16 protein-coding genes, 1 pseudogene and 1 riboswitch are annotated in these 14408 nt (G+C 56.9%); of the genes and pseudogenes, 5 read left to right on the plus strand and 12 right to left on the minus strand.

Annotated elements, in window-relative coordinates; translation table 11 throughout:
• Positions 1–3 precede the first annotated feature (3 nt).
• The 4 genes from RSAL33209_RS05200 to RSAL33209_RS05210 all read right to left on the minus strand — a co-directional run bounded on the left by RSAL33209_RS05200 (position 4) and on the right by RSAL33209_RS05210 (position 5083).
• Entirely contained in the window at positions 4–1701 is a 1698-nt protein-coding gene (locus tag RSAL33209_RS05200; protein ID WP_012244625.1) for a DEAD/DEAH box helicase, read from the minus strand.
• A gap of 281 nt (positions 1702–1982) precedes the next feature.
• Positions 1983–2138 (minus strand): hypothetical protein, encoded by a 156-nt coding sequence (locus RSAL33209_RS17470; protein WP_012244626.1) that lies wholly within the window; start codon positions 2136–2138, stop codon positions 1983–1985.
• A 50-nt stretch (positions 2139–2188) separates the two neighbouring features.
• Positions 2189–3571 (minus strand): MinD/ParA family ATP-binding protein, encoded by a 1383-nt coding sequence (locus tag RSAL33209_RS05205; protein WP_012244627.1) that lies wholly within the window; start codon positions 3569–3571, stop codon positions 2189–2191.
• Positions 3572–3607: 36 nt separating this feature from the next.
• Positions 3608–5083, minus strand: coding sequence for an RNB domain-containing ribonuclease (locus RSAL33209_RS05210; protein ID WP_012244628.1), 1476 nt, complete (start codon positions 5081–5083; stop codon positions 3608–3610).
• A gap of 58 nt (positions 5084–5141) precedes the next feature.
• Here RSAL33209_RS05210 and RSAL33209_RS05215 point away from each other — a divergent pair, with 58 nt between their 5' ends.
• On the plus strand, positions 5142–5765 hold the full coding sequence (locus tag RSAL33209_RS05215; protein WP_012244629.1) for a ferritin-like fold-containing protein: 624 nt from the start codon (positions 5142–5144) through the stop codon (positions 5763–5765).
• A 34-nt stretch (positions 5766–5799) separates the two neighbouring features.
• Here RSAL33209_RS05215 and RSAL33209_RS19980 read toward each other — a convergent pair whose 3' ends face one another.
• Together RSAL33209_RS19980 and RSAL33209_RS05220 are read right to left on the minus strand one after the other, a co-directional pair.
• Positions 5800–6000 (minus strand): thiamine phosphate synthase, encoded by a 201-nt coding sequence (locus tag RSAL33209_RS19980; protein ID WP_411740984.1) that lies wholly within the window; start codon positions 5998–6000, stop codon positions 5800–5802.
• Positions 5985–6464 carry a thiamine phosphate synthase gene (locus tag RSAL33209_RS05220; RefSeq protein WP_012244631.1) on the minus strand — a complete coding sequence of 160 codons (480 nt, stop codon included), beginning with the start codon at positions 6462–6464 and terminating at the stop codon, positions 5985–5987. Before RSAL33209_RS05220 ends, RSAL33209_RS19980 begins: the two co-directional genes overlap by 16 nt.
• Before the next feature lie 59 nt (positions 6465–6523).
• Positions 6524–6647, plus strand: a riboswitch (TPP riboswitch).
• Between RSAL33209_RS05220 and thiO the strand changes: the two are divergent.
• The 3 genes and pseudogenes from thiO to RSAL33209_RS05235 all read left to right on the plus strand — a co-directional run bounded on the left by thiO (position 6642) and on the right by RSAL33209_RS05235 (position 8770).
• A pseudogene (thiO, locus tag RSAL33209_RS05225) lies at positions 6642–7748 on the plus strand (glycine oxidase ThiO). It overlaps the preceding riboswitch by 6 nt.
• Positions 7745–7981: a sulfur carrier protein ThiS gene (gene thiS, locus RSAL33209_RS05230; RefSeq protein ID WP_012244634.1), complete on the plus strand. Its 237-nt coding sequence runs from the start codon at positions 7745–7747 to the stop codon at positions 7979–7981. Before thiO ends, thiS begins: the two are co-directional and overlap by 4 nt.
• 3 nt (positions 7982–7984) lie before the next feature.
• Positions 7985–8770: a thiazole synthase gene (locus RSAL33209_RS05235; protein ID WP_012244635.1), complete on the plus strand. Its 786-nt coding sequence runs from the start codon at positions 7985–7987 to the stop codon at positions 8768–8770.
• Positions 8771–8789: 19 nt separating this feature from the next.
• On the opposite strand, the gene RSAL33209_RS05240 is transcribed toward RSAL33209_RS05235, so the two are convergent.
• From RSAL33209_RS05240 to RSAL33209_RS05250, 3 genes are read right to left on the minus strand one after another with little or no spacing between them, the layout of a single operon-like run.
• Positions 8790–9095 carry a hypothetical protein gene (locus RSAL33209_RS05240; RefSeq protein ID WP_012244636.1) on the minus strand — a complete coding sequence of 102 codons (306 nt, stop codon included), beginning with the start codon at positions 9093–9095 and terminating at the stop codon, positions 8790–8792.
• Between the two features lies 1 nt (position 9096).
• Positions 9097–9321 carry a DUF3107 domain-containing protein gene (locus RSAL33209_RS05245; RefSeq protein ID WP_012244637.1) on the minus strand — a complete coding sequence of 75 codons (225 nt, stop codon included), beginning with the start codon at positions 9319–9321 and terminating at the stop codon, positions 9097–9099.
• A 56-nt stretch (positions 9322–9377) separates the two neighbouring features.
• Positions 9378–10007, minus strand: a complete 630-nt coding sequence (locus RSAL33209_RS05250; RefSeq protein ID WP_012244638.1) for a TetR/AcrR family transcriptional regulator — start codon at positions 10005–10007, stop codon at positions 9378–9380.
• A gap of 77 nt (positions 10008–10084) precedes the next feature.
• On the opposite strand from RSAL33209_RS05250, the gene moeB reads away from it, so the two are divergent.
• Positions 10085–11200 carry a molybdopterin-synthase adenylyltransferase MoeB gene (moeB, locus tag RSAL33209_RS05255; protein WP_012244639.1) on the plus strand — a complete coding sequence of 372 codons (1116 nt, stop codon included), beginning with the start codon at positions 10085–10087 and terminating at the stop codon, positions 11198–11200.
• On the opposite strand, the gene RSAL33209_RS05260 is transcribed toward moeB, so the two are convergent.
• From RSAL33209_RS05260 to RSAL33209_RS05270, 3 genes are all read right to left on the minus strand, one after another.
• Positions 11197–12360 carry a hypothetical protein gene (locus RSAL33209_RS05260; RefSeq protein WP_012244640.1) on the minus strand — a complete coding sequence of 388 codons (1164 nt, stop codon included), beginning with the start codon at positions 12358–12360 and terminating at the stop codon, positions 11197–11199. The two genes, moeB and RSAL33209_RS05260, sit on opposite strands and share 4 nt — an antisense overlap.
• A gap of 284 nt (positions 12361–12644) precedes the next feature.
• The gene (locus tag RSAL33209_RS05265) at positions 12645–12914 is read right to left on the minus strand and encodes a WXG100 family type VII secretion target (protein WP_012244641.1); all 270 of its coding nucleotides are present in this window, start codon (positions 12912–12914) and stop codon (positions 12645–12647) included.
• Positions 12915–13025: 111 nt separating this feature from the next.
• Positions 13026–14339: a glutamyl-tRNA reductase gene (locus RSAL33209_RS05270; protein ID WP_041685237.1), complete on the minus strand. Its 1314-nt coding sequence runs from the start codon at positions 14337–14339 to the stop codon at positions 13026–13028.
• Positions 14340–14408: the final 69 nt, after the last annotated feature.

The following is a 14408-nucleotide window of genomic DNA, read 5'->3' on the forward strand; positions in this document are numbered from 1 at the left end:
CGTTCAGGAATCCGACGACGGCGCGCTGGCCGTAGCTGAATCCGTGCCGCGATCCGTCGCCGAATTGCTTTCGGTGACAACTTCGCCATTACGACGACGAGTCCGGCTGCGCCGAGCGCGGGCAGGTTTACTGGCCTCGGTGGACGGCGTTGAATCCGCAGCATTGTCCGCGGCCGGGCCGTTGCTGTTGCGGCTCCGCGCGGGGCGCTCGTCATTGGAACGACGGCGTTGGCCATCTCGTGACTGGCCGCCCCGATTTCCGCCGGCACCGTTTCGGTTGTCGTTTCCGCGCCCCGATCCAGTGCTTTGACCACCGTGGCGTTTGCCGGTCTCGCCCAGATCCTCTAAGACCTCAGCGTTCAAACCAGCATGCGTACGCTGGCTCTTGGGGAGTCGGCCCTTGGTGCCTTCCGGGATATCCAGATCGCTGTAAAGGTGCGGCGAGGAAGAGTAAGTCTCCACTGGCTCATCGAAAGGCAGGCCCAGGGTTTTGTTGATTAAGCCCCAGCCTGGCATGTCATCCCAGTCCACGAAGGTCACTGCAGTGCCCTTATTGCCAGCGCGGCCCGTGCGGCCCACTCGGTGCAGGTAGATTTTTTCGTCTTCCACACACTGGTAATTGATCACGTGCGTCACATCGTCAACGTCAATGCCACGAGCAGCGACGTCGGTTGCGACTAAGACGTCGACCTTGTTGTTACGGAAGGCGCGCAACGCTTGTTCACGCGCGCCTTGGCCTAGGTCGCCGTGGATCGCGGCTGAAGCGAATCCGCGCTCTGCGAGTTCTTCAGCCACCTTGGCGGCGGTGCGCTTGGTCTTGGTGAAGATGATGGTCCGGCCGCGGCCGCGTGCCTGCAGGATACGAGCGACAACCTCGATCTTATCCATGCTGTGTGCGCGGTAAACGAGCTGGCGGATATCCCGCTTGGTGAGACCCTCATCATCCGGATCGGCGGCGCGGATGTGCGTCGGCTGAGTCATGTAGCGCCGAGCCATCGCGACGATCGGGCCAGGCATGGTCGCGGAGAAAAGCATTGTCTGGCGCACCGCGGGGGTTGCCGCCATCAACGTTTCAACGTCCGGCAAGAAGCCCAGATCGAGCATTTCGTCGGCCTCGTCAAGAACCACCATGCGAACGTTCTTCAAGTTCAAGTGGCGCTGTTTGAAGAGGTCAATCAATCGGCCCGGGGTACCAACAACAACTTCGACGCCCTTGGTGAGGGATTCGATCTGCGGTTCGAAAGCACGGCCACCGTAGATTGTGGTGATGCGTGCGCCACGCTTGCGAGCGGCGGTCTGTAAATCATTAGCTACCTGCACGGCAAGCTCACGCGTGGGCACCACAATAAGTGCTTGCGGAGCTCCTGGCACGGGTAAAGCGTCATAGCCCTCATCTTTTGGCGCGGTAACGCGTTGTAGCACCGGTACGCCAAAGCCAAGAGTCTTTCCGGTGCCGGTCTTAGCCTGACCGATGATGTCATGGCCGCCCAGTGCGACCGGCAAGGTCATCGACTGGATCGGGAAGGGGTGCACAATGCCGGCGTCGGCAAGCGCCTCAACAATATCCGCCCGAACGTTGAAGTCGGCGAAGGTTTCAGCCGCTTCTGCGTGCGGATCTTCGGTGGTGGTGGGTGAGGCTTCGACTGTCAGTTCGTCGTCGGAACCTTCGGCATGCAAATGGTAGTCGTTATCGATAGTCAAGAGCGTGTACTTCCTTTAAGGTGCCATCTCAGGCTCGACGTCGGCCGCCCGATTGGGCGGTGGACGGAGCCAAGGTGGTTGGCACAGCCAGTGGAAGCCGATCGCGGATTTGCGTGTGACGCCGAGAGATTCAGCGCCACTGGAAAGATCGCGGCGATAAGTGGAGCGATCGTGAAAAGTCATTGCAGGAACGACCGGGCATCCTTTTATACCGAATCAGTCTATCTGATCTAACGGGAATCGCTGGCGAGGTGGATTTAGCCGCGTCGATCTGCTGTTCCTTAACCGCCAATGCCGCCGAACCAAGAGGACACGGTGCTGGCCCAGCCGCTCACGGTAGTCACCACGTTATTGATGCCACTGATGATTACGCCAACTGTGCTAGTGATCCAATTCCAGGTGGAACCGATCCATTTGAAGATTTCTTGAAAGTCCATACTCAGCAGTACACATCAATATATACAAATATCTAAATGTTTATCGAGACTCAAACATAACCGCCCACAATTGCTGCCGCGATTTCTTTATACGCTCGCCGAGTCGCAGGCCGCAGCGCGTCGAGGGAAATCTGATCGCCATCGGCCACTCCGCGATCATGTGGCACCGCGATCAACTGTTTGCAATGGCCAGCAAGTTCGGCATCAATCGCGTGTTTGTCCACTCGACTAGACACCTCGTCTTTGTCCGTGATCACCACGACCGCGTTGCGTGCCAGGGTTTCGTAGCCATGGCTAGAGAGCCATTCGAGCGTGCTGCGCGCCCGCTTCGCACCGGAGACTGCGTATCCGGCGGCGATAATCAGATTTGTGGCGGTGGGAAGGATGCCAGACATTGCCGCGTGCGATACCCCGGTGCCGCAGTCGGTCAAAATCACCGAGTAGTACTGAGAAATCAGATTTCGAATGCGCAAATACTCTTCTGCAGTGAGCGAATCTGACAGCGCAGGATCCTGCTCACCGGCGATGAGGTGTAGCCGGTTGGCGCGATGCATATAGCGCGAGAGCTCGGTCAAGGTTGTGATTGAGTCAATGTCCCGAATCACATCGCTGATGGTTCGGGAGCCTTCCGGCTGGTATAGCAATTCGCCCAAGGCGCGTTCGGCGAGATCGCCGGAATCTGGGTTCGCGTCAATTGCGCAGGGCGGGTCTCCTCGGTACTCGGCCAAGATCATGCCCACCCCGACCGTAGTTGAGGTTTTGCCGATGCCGCCTTTGAGCGAAAGCACGGCAGTGGTGTAGCTGCCCGGCAGCTGACGGGCAATTCGGCGCTCCAGCTCGGCTTCTTCGCGCTCGCGGACGCTCATGCCTAAATTCACGGCACCGCCACTGAGGGTATACACCGCGCGCCGAATGCCGGTGGCTGGACGTTCCTTGGGCGGTTTGACGAACTGCCGTCGAGTCAGAGGCTGCACAGCGTCAGCGATGTCAGTGGTTACCTGGGTCGGCACGGCCTCGGCAGTCGCGGAGGCTCGAAAAGCTTGCGCCATTGACGCTTCGGCGCGCTGCTGGATTGGCCGATCTCGCAACACAGTTTCGGCCACGTCATCGTCCGGATGTACCGGATAAGGGTCGAAATTAGGAAGTTGATCGATGGGTGCATTGTTGACAGCAGTAGGTTCAGTGGCGGCTGCGTTAAATGCCGAGTAGGCCTCGCCGCGTTCGTCCACGTAGAACCAACTCACATCGCCATTGGTATGGTCGATGCCTTTGGCTAGTAACCGGGTGCCACGTTGGGCGGCTTGGTTTCCGATGTAGGCAATTGCAGCGGTGTAGGCGTCCTGCTGCCCTTCCGGGCTGATTGAACGGCCAGATACGGCAACCTGGCCATCAAGAAATACTTCGACCAGGATGAACTCGTCTGCACCTGACATTTATTGCTCCCATCGATGGATCATGGCTGGCTCAGTTTATCCAGCGGAGTTCGTTTTAGCAGGTGAAACCGTGAAGAGCACTTTTCGGCTGTGGATATCTGCTCTGAGCAAGCGCACCGTAACCTCGGTGCCGGGGGCCAAATCACCTTCGCAAGGGGCGTTGACTGCGGGTTCCCGGAGCTGAACAGCGCAGCGGGTGTCGCCGTTTTTCTCGCCACCGGATTTGCGCGCGCCTGCAACCACTACGGCGTCGAAATCTTGACCAACTCGGGTACTCAAGAGCGCCGCTTCAATCGTGTCGAGGGCAGCACGCTCGACCTTCCCCGCCAGCTGATCCGAGGCAGCCATCAGAGCAGGCAAGCTGGGCAGCGCTTCACGAGCCCATTGCGGCGCCGGCTGATTGTTGCTGAGCGCATCGCAAATTGTCAGGACGAAGCGATCAACCAGCCTGCGCAGGGGAGCGGTGGTGTGCGCATAAGGCGCAGCTACCGCCGCCTGGCCGGGGTTTGGCGGCAGCTCGCCGTCGAAATTGGTGTAGCCGGCACCGCGGAAAAGCGACGTGGCATCGTGTAATAGCGCCAGCTGCTTAGGGTCAGCTGCATCAAGTGAGCGCAGAAACTCGCCGTAAGCGAGCTCCGCAGGCCAGGGTTTACCCAGCGCCACCGCTTGATGGCGAAACTTAGCGATCGCAGCCGGGTCCGGGGCCGGCATAGTGCGTAAGATGCCGATCTTGCCATCGAGCATTATTCGCGCAGCAGCCATGCCCGTCAGCAGCGAGATCTGCGCATTCCAATCTTCAATCGCTAGATTCGGCCGGAAGATCAGGCTGTATTCGCCGTTTTCATGAACTATTTCCTGCTGGGGAGAATTCAAACTTGCGCCACCGCGCTCGCGTTCAAGTTGAATCCGTTTAAGCCCGATTTCTTCGAGAAGTTTGAGAGTTTCCAGATAAGCCGATTCAGTCTGGGCGGTTAGCTCATCTTGGGCTTGCTGATATCCAAGCTTTGCGATCGAAGAAATAACAGCCCGTCCGACGACGGCGCTCACGGTCTTGCCAGAGGCGTCCAGCACAATTTGCCAGACGAAAGCGCCGCGACGTTGTTGCGCTAAAAGGCTCGCGGCGGCTTCGCTGAGCTTAGTCGGATGCAAGGGCACCACTTGGTCTGGTAGATAGATCGTTTGCCCGCGCTTGCGGGTTTCGGCATCTAAAGTCCCGCCAGCGGGCACAAACGCCGGAACGTCAGCGATCGCATAGTAGACCCGATAACCTTGACCTTCGCGGCACAAGAACATCGCTTGGTCCAGATCCATCGAACTGGGTGGATCAATCGTGATGAAGCCCAGCTGGCTCAAATCCGCCGTTGGAGCGTCATAGTCTTTGATCGATTGCTCGAGCTCAGCCATCACCTCCGGGCTAAAGTCTTGAGGCAGTTCGAACTCAAGCCGAAGGGCTGCCAGGGCTTCGCTTAAGCTCTGGTCACTGTCACGCACAAAGATGTGGGAATGAGGCACAGGCTCAGCCTAGCGTCTCGGTCCAGAGGTATGTCCATTGTGATTTAGTCTTGCAAGCATGACTGATCGGTTTATTGTTGGCTTGCTCGGCGCAATGGCCTATGGCGAGCTTTCTGCTTTTGAGCGCTTGTCTTCAGATGCCAGATTTTCGCCAACGCTGCAAGATCGTGCCGCGCTCGGTCGCATTGCCGTGCTGGAGTTTGGGCACTTTGAATCGGTTTCTGATGCGCTAATTGAGCTTGGCGAGGATGTTGAGTCTGCAATGCTGCCGTTTCAGAGCTCGGTTGATTCCTTCCACGAACGAACCCGGCCTGCCGATTGGTACGAGTCAATGATGAAGGCTTATGTCATCGACTCGGTCTCCGCAGACTTCTATCAAGCTATTGCGAAATTCCTTGACCCGGCGACAAACAGTCTGATCGAGCGAATCATGGCGGCAGATGACACGTCATCGGTTCTACAACGCCGACTTCGCAGCATGCTTGACGACGATCCGCGGCTGGCTTCACGACTGGCGCTTTGGGGGCGACGTTTAGTTGGCGAAGCACTGACACAAGTACAAAGAATCAGCCAAGAAAACGGATTCATACCAGGGATCAGCACAGCTGAGCGGCAACAGCTGCTGGCCGGATTGAGCAGAAATCACTCTCGCCGCATGAGTCAGTTGGGGCTTACCGCGTAAATATCTTTACCGGGATGTCGCGTCGCGAGCCAGTTCAGAGCTGAGGCAGCTCAGCTTTGAGCGCAGTGGCCGCGGCCGCCGGGTCGGTAGCTTCAGTGATCGCCCGAACCACCACAACGCGTTGCGCGCCAGCAGCCACTACTTCAGCGATATTGCTCAAATCGATGCCGCCAATACCGAACCACGGTTTACTCGCCTGCAGCGTCGCGGCATAGCGCACTAAGGCCAGGCCCACCGCGGCTCGGCCGGGTTTCGTGGGCCAGGCCCACCGCGGCTCGGCCGGGTTTCGTGGGCGTTGGCCCACAGTGGCCCAACGCAGAAATAGTCGACGCCGGGATTCGCTGCCGCTGCCGAAGCCTGCGCGGGTGAATGGCTAGACAGTCCGGCGCTAACGTTGGGTAACAGCGCGCGCATCGCCGGAACTGGCAGATCCTTTTTACCAATATGGAAGACCGGTGCTTGGCTCAACTGGGCAATGTCTGCGCGATCATTGACTGCCCAGAGCTTGCCGTGCTGTTCTGCAACGCTGCGCAGCACGCTCAGCAGTTCCAATTCTTTGGCGGCCTCAAGGCGCTTGTCTCGGAGCTGAATAATATCCACACCACCGCTGAATGCCGAGTCAAGGAAATCCTCGAAATAACCTTCGCGCTCGCGGGCCTCGGTGCATAAATAGAGCTGAGCTGTCTGCAAATTCGTCACGAGTTCCAGCCTAGCGGGCGATTCGTGGCTTGCCGGTCAGGGCAATAACTCACTTAGACTAGAGCTACCGCGGGAGCCCATCGTTTGATCAACGGGCTGAGAGGGTGCAACTGACAATAGCGCCGACCGTCAACGAACCTGAACCGGATCATGCCGGCGTAGGGAAGGGACCAATGAATGCAACACCATGACGTCGTCATAGTTGGCGGCGGCATCGTCGGGTTAGGCATTGCCTGGCAGGTTCAATGCAGCGGACGTAGTGTGCTGGTGGTTGATCCAGACCCAGCCTCTGGCGCCACCTTCGCTGCTGCCGGGATGCTGGCGCCGGTCACTGAATTTCACCATCAGGAACGGCCGCTGCAGTCGCTGATGCTTGCGGCGGCGGGATTATGGCCGCAATTCGTAGCCGGATTAGCAGCCAACATTGGTTATCGAAAAACCGGCACCGTGTTAGTTGGTGTGGATGCCGCAGATAGAGCTGCGCTTTCGGACTGAGTTGCGGCGCAATCACTAGCAGGCTTGCCGGTGGATCGGCTTTCCTTGGCTGAACTACGCCGCCAAGAGCCGCTACTGGCGGCGCATGTTGGCCCTTTTGGTTACTTTGCCTCCGGCGATCACCAAGTTGATCCGCGAAAGCTCGCGCAGGCCCTGATCGAAAGACTCGACATTCAGCGCACGGCGGCGGTGGCGGTTGCCCCCGGCATGGTTCAGCTTGCTGACGGAAACCAGTTCTTTGCCGATGAGGTGATTGTGGCTAATGGGCTTGCTGCGGGCACGTTATTGGGGTTACCGGTGCCGCTTCCACTGCGACCAGTCCACGGTGATATTTTGCGACTTGGGGTTCCCCAGGCCCTTCGACCGCTTCTGACACACACCGTCCGCGGACTGGTACATGGCTCGGCGGTGTACTTGGTGCCACGTGATGACGGCACCGTGGTGATCGGTGCGACGCAACGTGAAGATCAACAAACGGGAATCTCAGCAGGTGGTGTCTACCAACTGCTGCGGGATGCGCAGGCGCTAGTGCCAGCGGTTGCAGAACTAGAACTGCTTGAATCCACCGCTCGAGCGCGCCCCGGTACGCCGGACAATTCGCCGTTGCTCGGACGAGTCTCAGCCGGATTGATAGTAGCCACTGGAATGTTCCGGCACGCTGTTCTTTTGACTCCCGCGATTGCCAAAATCTGCCTCGAGATCTTGGCTGGTGCGCCGGATCCGCAATGGGATCAGTTTGCCGCAACACGGTTCAGCACAGAGGGATTATCCACAAAGGAACCACGATGAGAATCAGCGTCAACGGACAGGAATTCCACACGAATTCAACGTCGAACGTTGCCGATTTGGTGTCAGCGCACACCGGTCGCGGACTCTTGACCAATGGGCAACCGGCCGACGGCGGCAGGCTAGGCATCGCCGTCGTCCGCAATGCGGAACTGGTGCCGCGCTCACAGTGGGCGAGCTTTGCTCTCACCGAAGGCGACCAGCTTGAAATCGTTGCTGCAGTTCAGGGAGGCTGAAAGATGTCCAAGAATCTGTTGGCCGATGAATTGGTCATTGATGGGGTTTCGCTAGGTTCCAGACTCATCATGGGCACTGGTGGCGCCCCGAGCCTGAGCGGGTTGGGCGAGGCGTTGCTGGCTTCGGGCACCGAATTAACTACGGTGGCGATACGGCGTTACGCCCCGGGGCAAGATAACTCGCTCTTTGAATTGCTGCTGAGCAATTCAATTCGGGTGCTGCCAAATACTGCGGGCTGTTTTACCGCCAGAGAAGCAATTCTTACCGCCGAGATTACCAGAGAAGCTTTGGAAACCAACTGGGTGAAATTGGAAGTCATCGCAGACGAAGAGACATTGCTGCCAGATTCGGTGGAGTTACTTGAGGCCACGGGGCAACTTGTTGAACGCGGCTTTACCGTGTTCGCCTATAGCAACGACGACCCTGTTCTGGCGCTTCGACTGGAGCAGCTTGGCGCCGCAGCCGTGATGCCCCTTGGTGCGCCAATTGGCACCGGTCTGGGCATTCTCAACCCGCACAATATTGAACTTATTGTGTCCCGGGCATCGGTACCAGTTGTGCTTGATGCCGGAATCGGTACTGCATCGGATGCTGCGCTCGCGATGGAACTTGGTTGCGACGCCGTGCTTTTGGCAACAGCGGTCACCCGCGCTGGCGATCCGGTCCGAATGGCTGAGGCCTTCAAACATGCAGTGATTGCCGGGCGTTTGGCGGCCGGGGCTGGTCGCATCCCACGACGCGAACACGCCCTGGCATCTTCGCAGATGCAAGGGCGTGCCGAGTTATGAACGTTTAGTTGTTGCTCGCTTAGCCGCGAAGCAGGATCGCGGTCATCTGCGCGGTGTCAATGTTGCTCCGGCTGCGGCCGACTACCTGCGTCGCAATAACCGAAACGATCACACCGACTAGCAGCGAAGCGATCCAAGGAACCCAAATCCAGCCGGAAATGTAGCCTAGTCCTACCGCGACGGTGAGTATCCAAGTAAGCATCGCACCAATGACGGCAGCAGCCGGAGCCAGTACTGCTCCATACTTTTCATGCCGCTTGTCAGCTGCCCAAACAATCATGCCTAAGCCCACTGAAATCAGCGCGATGACCACCAGATCTACCATGTCAGAGTGATCCGAATCCGACTCGTCGGGCTTCTTCAGCACCGAGCTCTACATAGCCAATGGAACTTCCGGGCACAATCACGGTGCGTCCCTTGTCGTCCGCTAGGCGGAGTTCCGTGCCAGATTTAATAGCTTCTGAAACCAGCTGCGCAACCGCGTCAGCATCCTGATTGGATTCGAAGACGATCTCTCTAGCAACGTTCTGAATACCGATCTTGACTTCCACCGCGCATGCTCCTTCTGGGTTTGCTACCGCTTAGTTTCCTAGCTTAGGCCTTCAGTCTAGCTTCCTTCAGCCGTGGGCTCCTTGGGGAATCGGCTGATTCCGCGCCAAGCTAAACGGTAAATCAATTGAACGGCCCGATCCAGCTCAATTTCGCCGTCGTTTTCAACCCGATACCGGGCACTTACGTTAGACAAACCCGCCAGCGCGCGGGCCAATAAAGTAGCTTCTTTGTCATCTAACGCTGTGTCATGCACAAAGACGCCCGCGATCGCATTGGCGTACGTTGCGTTGAACAGCTCAATTTTTGCGGCAACTTCAGGATCGTTGACCAGATCATTTTCGAAGATCAGTCGATGCGCCTGATCGTCCTTGGAGACGAACTCGAAATACGCCTTGATGGTGGCCTGTACTCGATACTTGTTGTCGTCCGTTGAAGCTAGTGCGGTGAGCATGCGTTTGGTTAGCTCAGCCAATTGTTGATCCAAAAGCGCTAAATACAGATCTCGCTTCGACGGGAAGTGTTGGTAGAGCACCGGTTTTGAAACTTGGGCAGCAATCGCGATTTCGTCCATCGCAGCACCATGGAATCCGTGAGCAACAAAGACTTCTTGGGCGGCCAGCAGTAATTGGGCGCGGCGCTCTTCTCGGGGAAGCCTTGCTGGTCTAGTGCGGATATCTTCGGTCATCGCATCTCCTTAACGTGCTCCGTACATCCTACTGGGCGGTAACATCGCCGTCGCGGAAATGCGGATAGATTTGAACCATGTCCTGGCCAACTGATGTGGATCTACCTGTTCTCGTCCAACCTGATGCTGAACTTACCGATTTAGAAATGCACCGCTATTCACGGCACCTTTTGCTGCCAGAAGTTGGTGTTCTGGGTCAGCGAAAACTGAAGAACGCCAAAGTTCTGCTGATTGGTGCTGGTGGCTTGGGCTCGCCAGCAATTGCGTATCTAGCCGCGGCCGGTGTGGGCACTATCGGGATCATTGACGACGACGTCGTCGATGTGAGCAATCTGCAACGCCAAGTTCTGCACAGCACTTCTGCGCTAGGCCAAGCAAAGGTTGATTCGGCCGCTGAGCAGGTGGCCGCTCTCAACCCGTTAGTTTCGGTGCAGTCCTATCAGAGCCGATTGACCGCTCAGAACGCCTTGCAGATTTTTGCCGAGTATGACCTTGTGCTTGATGGTTCAGATAATTTTGCCACCAGATATTTGGTTTCAGATGCCTGCGAAATCTTGGCTAAACCGCTTGTCTGGGGTTCAATTTTGCGCTTCGACGGCCAAGTCTCGGTATTTTGGGCCGGGCAGGGGCCCACTTATCGGGATATTTTTCCAGAGCCACCCGCGCCGGATTCGGTACCGTCCTGTTCAGAGGCTGGCGTTTTCGGCATGCTTTGCGGAGTAATCGGCTCGGTCATGGCCGGGGAAGCGATCAAACTTATTACCGGGGCCGGCACGTCACTATTAGGTAAGCTACAGATTTTTGATCAGCTGGAGAGCTCGTGGCGTACGATCACGGTGCGTCCAGATCCGCAGCGCGCGGCGGTTACTGAGCTCATTGATTACGACGAGTTTTGCGGAGTCTCGATGCCAGAGTCAGTGGCAATCAGGCTTGCGGATCTTGCGCCGAATAGTTATCAAATGATTGACGTCCGAACTCCGGCGGAAACTGCACTCGCGGTGCTGCCAGGCGCAATTTTGCTGCCGAAGACGCTTCTTGACTCGGGCGACTATTCACTTTTGCCTGAACGTCCCGACGGCGTTGCTTTGGTGTTGTTTTGCCGGACAGGATTGCGCTCCGCCGTCGCAGCACTTGCCTTGCGTCAGGCAGGTTTCCACTCCGTTTTCAGCGTGGCTGGCGGTTTGGAACTTTAGCGTTTGGTGACTGATCCGGGGAACTCTCGCGGGTTGCCTTGTTCGAGGTTGTTGGCTTGCTGATTTGCCCCCGCGATCGATTGCAGCAAGCTTTGACCGTTCCCGCCAGCAGTTTGGATTTGCACGGCGAACTGGTCTGGTTTGTAATCCGAGCTCAAGCCCAGGACTGAAGAATCGCCCGTGTACTGGGTGATATTTTGATGTGCTGCTTTTGCCGTGTCCTGGAAAGTAGCCAGCTGTTGTGCGGTCAGGTTCACTGTGATGTTGTCTCCAGGCTTGAAACCGCCGCCGTTGATCCCCGAGTAGGACTTGGTGTTGAGAATTTGGGCATCAAGATTTGAAATGTTGTTCATTTGGTAGCTGTAGTTTCCGGAGCCCGGAACCAAGTTTCCGCCTTGGTCGAACTTTGACGTGATAGCCATGTCCGGGGAGCCAGGACTGTGTACGTTGACCAACTGGTCCGAATAGCCATCGCCGTATTTCGTGCTGACCATCGAGGACGTGTAATCCTCTCCTTTGCCGCCAAGCTCAAGCGGGCCGATTTTGATGCCGGCTTCGGTACCTGAGGTGTAAGTGACTTTAGTTACCGTAGCCAAATTTCTTACGCCAGGACCGTCATTGCTGGGGATCTTGCCGCTGCTCATATAGTCATTAATCGCGGCCTGACCTTGAGGGGTGTTCGGGTCAAAAGTCGCGGAGTTGAGCGTGGTATCTGTGAGGGATTTGCTGGCACCAATGGAAGCTTTGATTTCGTCGAGGCCCAGTGAAAGCGTTGCGCTATTGGTGATGTTGTTGGTGGGCCCGGTCATGACCGAAACTTTGCCGTCCGGATTTTTGGCAATTATCTGCGAGGTTCCGTCTGAAGAAGAAACATTGCTATCAAGGCCCAAAGCGCCGTATTTGATGCCCATACCTTGGGTGGAAGAATCTGAGCTATCAACCTGCACGGTGGTCCCGGGTGGCCAGGTGGCCGAATCGTTGGGATTGATACTTAGGGGATCGGTACCCTTGGGCACCGTGCCTTTATATTCGAACTTTTGACCATCAGATAATGAACCACTGAGGCCGAAGCGTTTGAGATCGATGGAGCCTTTGGCTTCTGTCTCTACCGTGCTGGTGACTTTGAAGCTCGTGGTGGTATCGGTATGTCCAATCTCCACGCCAACACTGGCTACGTTTTTAATGCTGCCGCCAACTTTAAACTTTTCCGGATCCAGACCGCCCAGCCCCGGGATTTTGGCCAGCGGTTGTTTTCCGTCGACCGAATTCGAATTGGTTACCGTGACACTGTCGGAATCTTTGCCGTGTTTGATCGAGACGCTGCCATCAGGTTTTCCGCCGGGGAATGGCGGCGCGATTGGAAGGGGAACAGACGTAGGGCGGACGCCCGGAACTATTGCCTGAGGTTGAACTGCCGCCTGCGCCGTTTGAGCTGCTCAGGCTGTCAACGGAACTGGCTTTTTTCTTGTTCATCGGCATTATTTCGAAGTTTTTTGGCACAGTCCCGCAACAGGCTTACGGCGCTGACCAGTTGTGGCAACTGTCGGTTGTGGAAGCCGTCTATCGAGTGCGCTGCATCGGGACCACGCCAACGGATTGAATTGAACGTGCTGGCAAGCTGGGTTCTTGCTGAATCGAAGCTGGTTGCGGATTTTTCCATATCCGCTGCAAGTAAGCGGAGCTCTGCTGGGTTGGCTCCAAGCATCTCAGTCATATCGTCCCCCAGAATTAGCTATCGATTGTGTTAAACAATAGCTAACGGTGAGGAATCTGCCTATGGGCAGAACTATCCATCTGGTTTCTTAGTTGCCGGAAGGTCGAAACTTCAGGCTGATTGGCTACGATCAACAGCGTTGTGGTTAACCGGGCAGGATGCCGGTTCAACCGCTGGAATTGATTCGACTGGCTGGGCTGCTGGAGTGGGGGACTCCAGTTCAATGCCGTACAAAGATTGAAGTGCTGCGATGTATTCAGCCTGTTGGCCGGCGGCGGCCAGTTCCCGTGCTCGAACCGTAGGACCGTGCAAAAGCTGTTTGACCATCCGACGCAGCGCGAATTCGACTTCTTCAGCGGCTGCGGTGCAACCATGCTGAGCGCGGACGCGTTCCATCTCGGCATCCAGCACGGCCATGGTGTGCTTACGCAGGGCGACAATCGCGGTATCTACACTTCGAGTGGCAATTGACAGTTCAAAATCGGCGGCGGCCCGCGAAACGATCACTTGGGTCTGTAGCAAAGCTGATTCTTGCTCGGAAGGGGCTGCCAAGCGAACAGTTTCTAGCGTCAAGAGTTCAACGCCGGGAAGTTCGGTAATCGCCGGATCAAAGTCCCGGCTCAAAGCCAGGTCAATCACTGATAACGGTTCGCCGGCGGTGCCGGTGCGGCGTCGAATATCTGCCAGAGTCTCTGCGCTAACCCGCTGATCAGAACCACTGCAGCCGATGACTAAATCTGCTGAGCCCAAAGCTTCTTCAAGCGACTCCGCTGCGGTGCCGCCCCTTGAGGCGACGAAATCTGCTGCTCGGCCTGATGAGGAATAGACGCTGAGATCGCTCACACCGCGTTCGCGAAGTAAGGCCATGGTCACGCCAGCGTAAGCGCCGGTGCCGAAGACGACGGCCTTGCGCTGATCCCAGGCGGTAGCCGATGAATCGCCAGCAAGGTCCAAGGCGACCGAGACAATCGAGCGCCCCTGGCTGCCAAGAGCAGTTTGTGAACCAACATCTTTGGCGGTCCGCGAAGCTGTTTGGAAAAGTCGTACCAGCGGCCCCGGTACGGGGAACGCAGTTTGCGCGTCAATGAGTGCGCGGCGAACTTGGCCAGCAATTTCGCGTTCGCCCACCACAGCAGAGTCCAAACCTGAAGCCACCGCGAAAAGGTGCTTAGCGACGTCGGTCCCGGTCAAAAGCTTGAAAGAAGATGAAACTAACGACGGCGCAAAACCGGTTGCATGGGCCAGTGCGGCTTCCATTTCGGCGCGGGCGGTCGCGGGGTTTTCTGCCGCTGAGTAGATCTCGAAGCGATTGCAGGTGGCTAAAACCACAGTGGAAGTGGATACGGCTGCAGAGCCGGCGCTCAATCGGGCGACGGTTTCCAAGTCGATGTCAGCGTGAGTCGCTACCAGAGAAAAGAGAACCACAACGTTCATATCCTACGATTTCGTAGCCTTGTAGAATAGAAAGGCTTGCCTCACCAGAAAATTGACAGG

This window comes from Renibacterium salmoninarum ATCC 33209, assembly GCF_000018885.1.
Taxonomy (GTDB): Bacteria; Actinomycetota; Actinomycetes; order Actinomycetales; family Micrococcaceae; genus Renibacterium; species Renibacterium salmoninarum.

Bases quoted from the DNA above. Each gene is read 5' to 3' on its own strand.
- RSAL33209_RS17470 (WP_012244626.1), bottom strand. From the start codon at position 2,138: ATGGACTTTCAAGAAATCTTCAAATGGATCGGTTCCACCTGGAATTGG.
- RSAL33209_RS05205 (WP_012244627.1), bottom strand. From the start codon at position 3,571: ATGTCAGGTGCAGACGAGTTCATCCTGGTCGAAGTATTTCTTGATGGC.
- RSAL33209_RS05215 (WP_012244629.1), top strand. From the start codon at position 5,142: ATGACTGATCGGTTTATTGTTGGCTTGCTCGGCGCAATGGCCTATGGC.
- thiS (WP_012244634.1), top strand. From the start codon at position 7,745: ATGAGAATCAGCGTCAACGGACAGGAATTCCACACGAATTCAACGTCG.
- RSAL33209_RS05235 (WP_012244635.1), top strand. From the start codon at position 7,985: ATGTCCAAGAATCTGTTGGCCGATGAATTGGTCATTGATGGGGTTTCG.
- RSAL33209_RS05240 (WP_012244636.1), bottom strand. From the start codon at position 9,095: ATGGTAGATCTGGTGGTCATCGCGCTGATTTCAGTGGGCTTAGGCATG.
- RSAL33209_RS05250 (WP_012244638.1), bottom strand. From the start codon at position 10,007: ATGACCGAAGATATCCGCACTAGACCAGCAAGGCTTCCCCGAGAAGAG.
- moeB (WP_012244639.1), top strand. From the start codon at position 10,085: ATGTCCTGGCCAACTGATGTGGATCTACCTGTTCTCGTCCAACCTGAT.
- RSAL33209_RS05265 (WP_012244641.1), bottom strand. From the start codon at position 12,914: ATGACTGAGATGCTTGGAGCCAACCCAGCAGAGCTCCGCTTACTTGCA.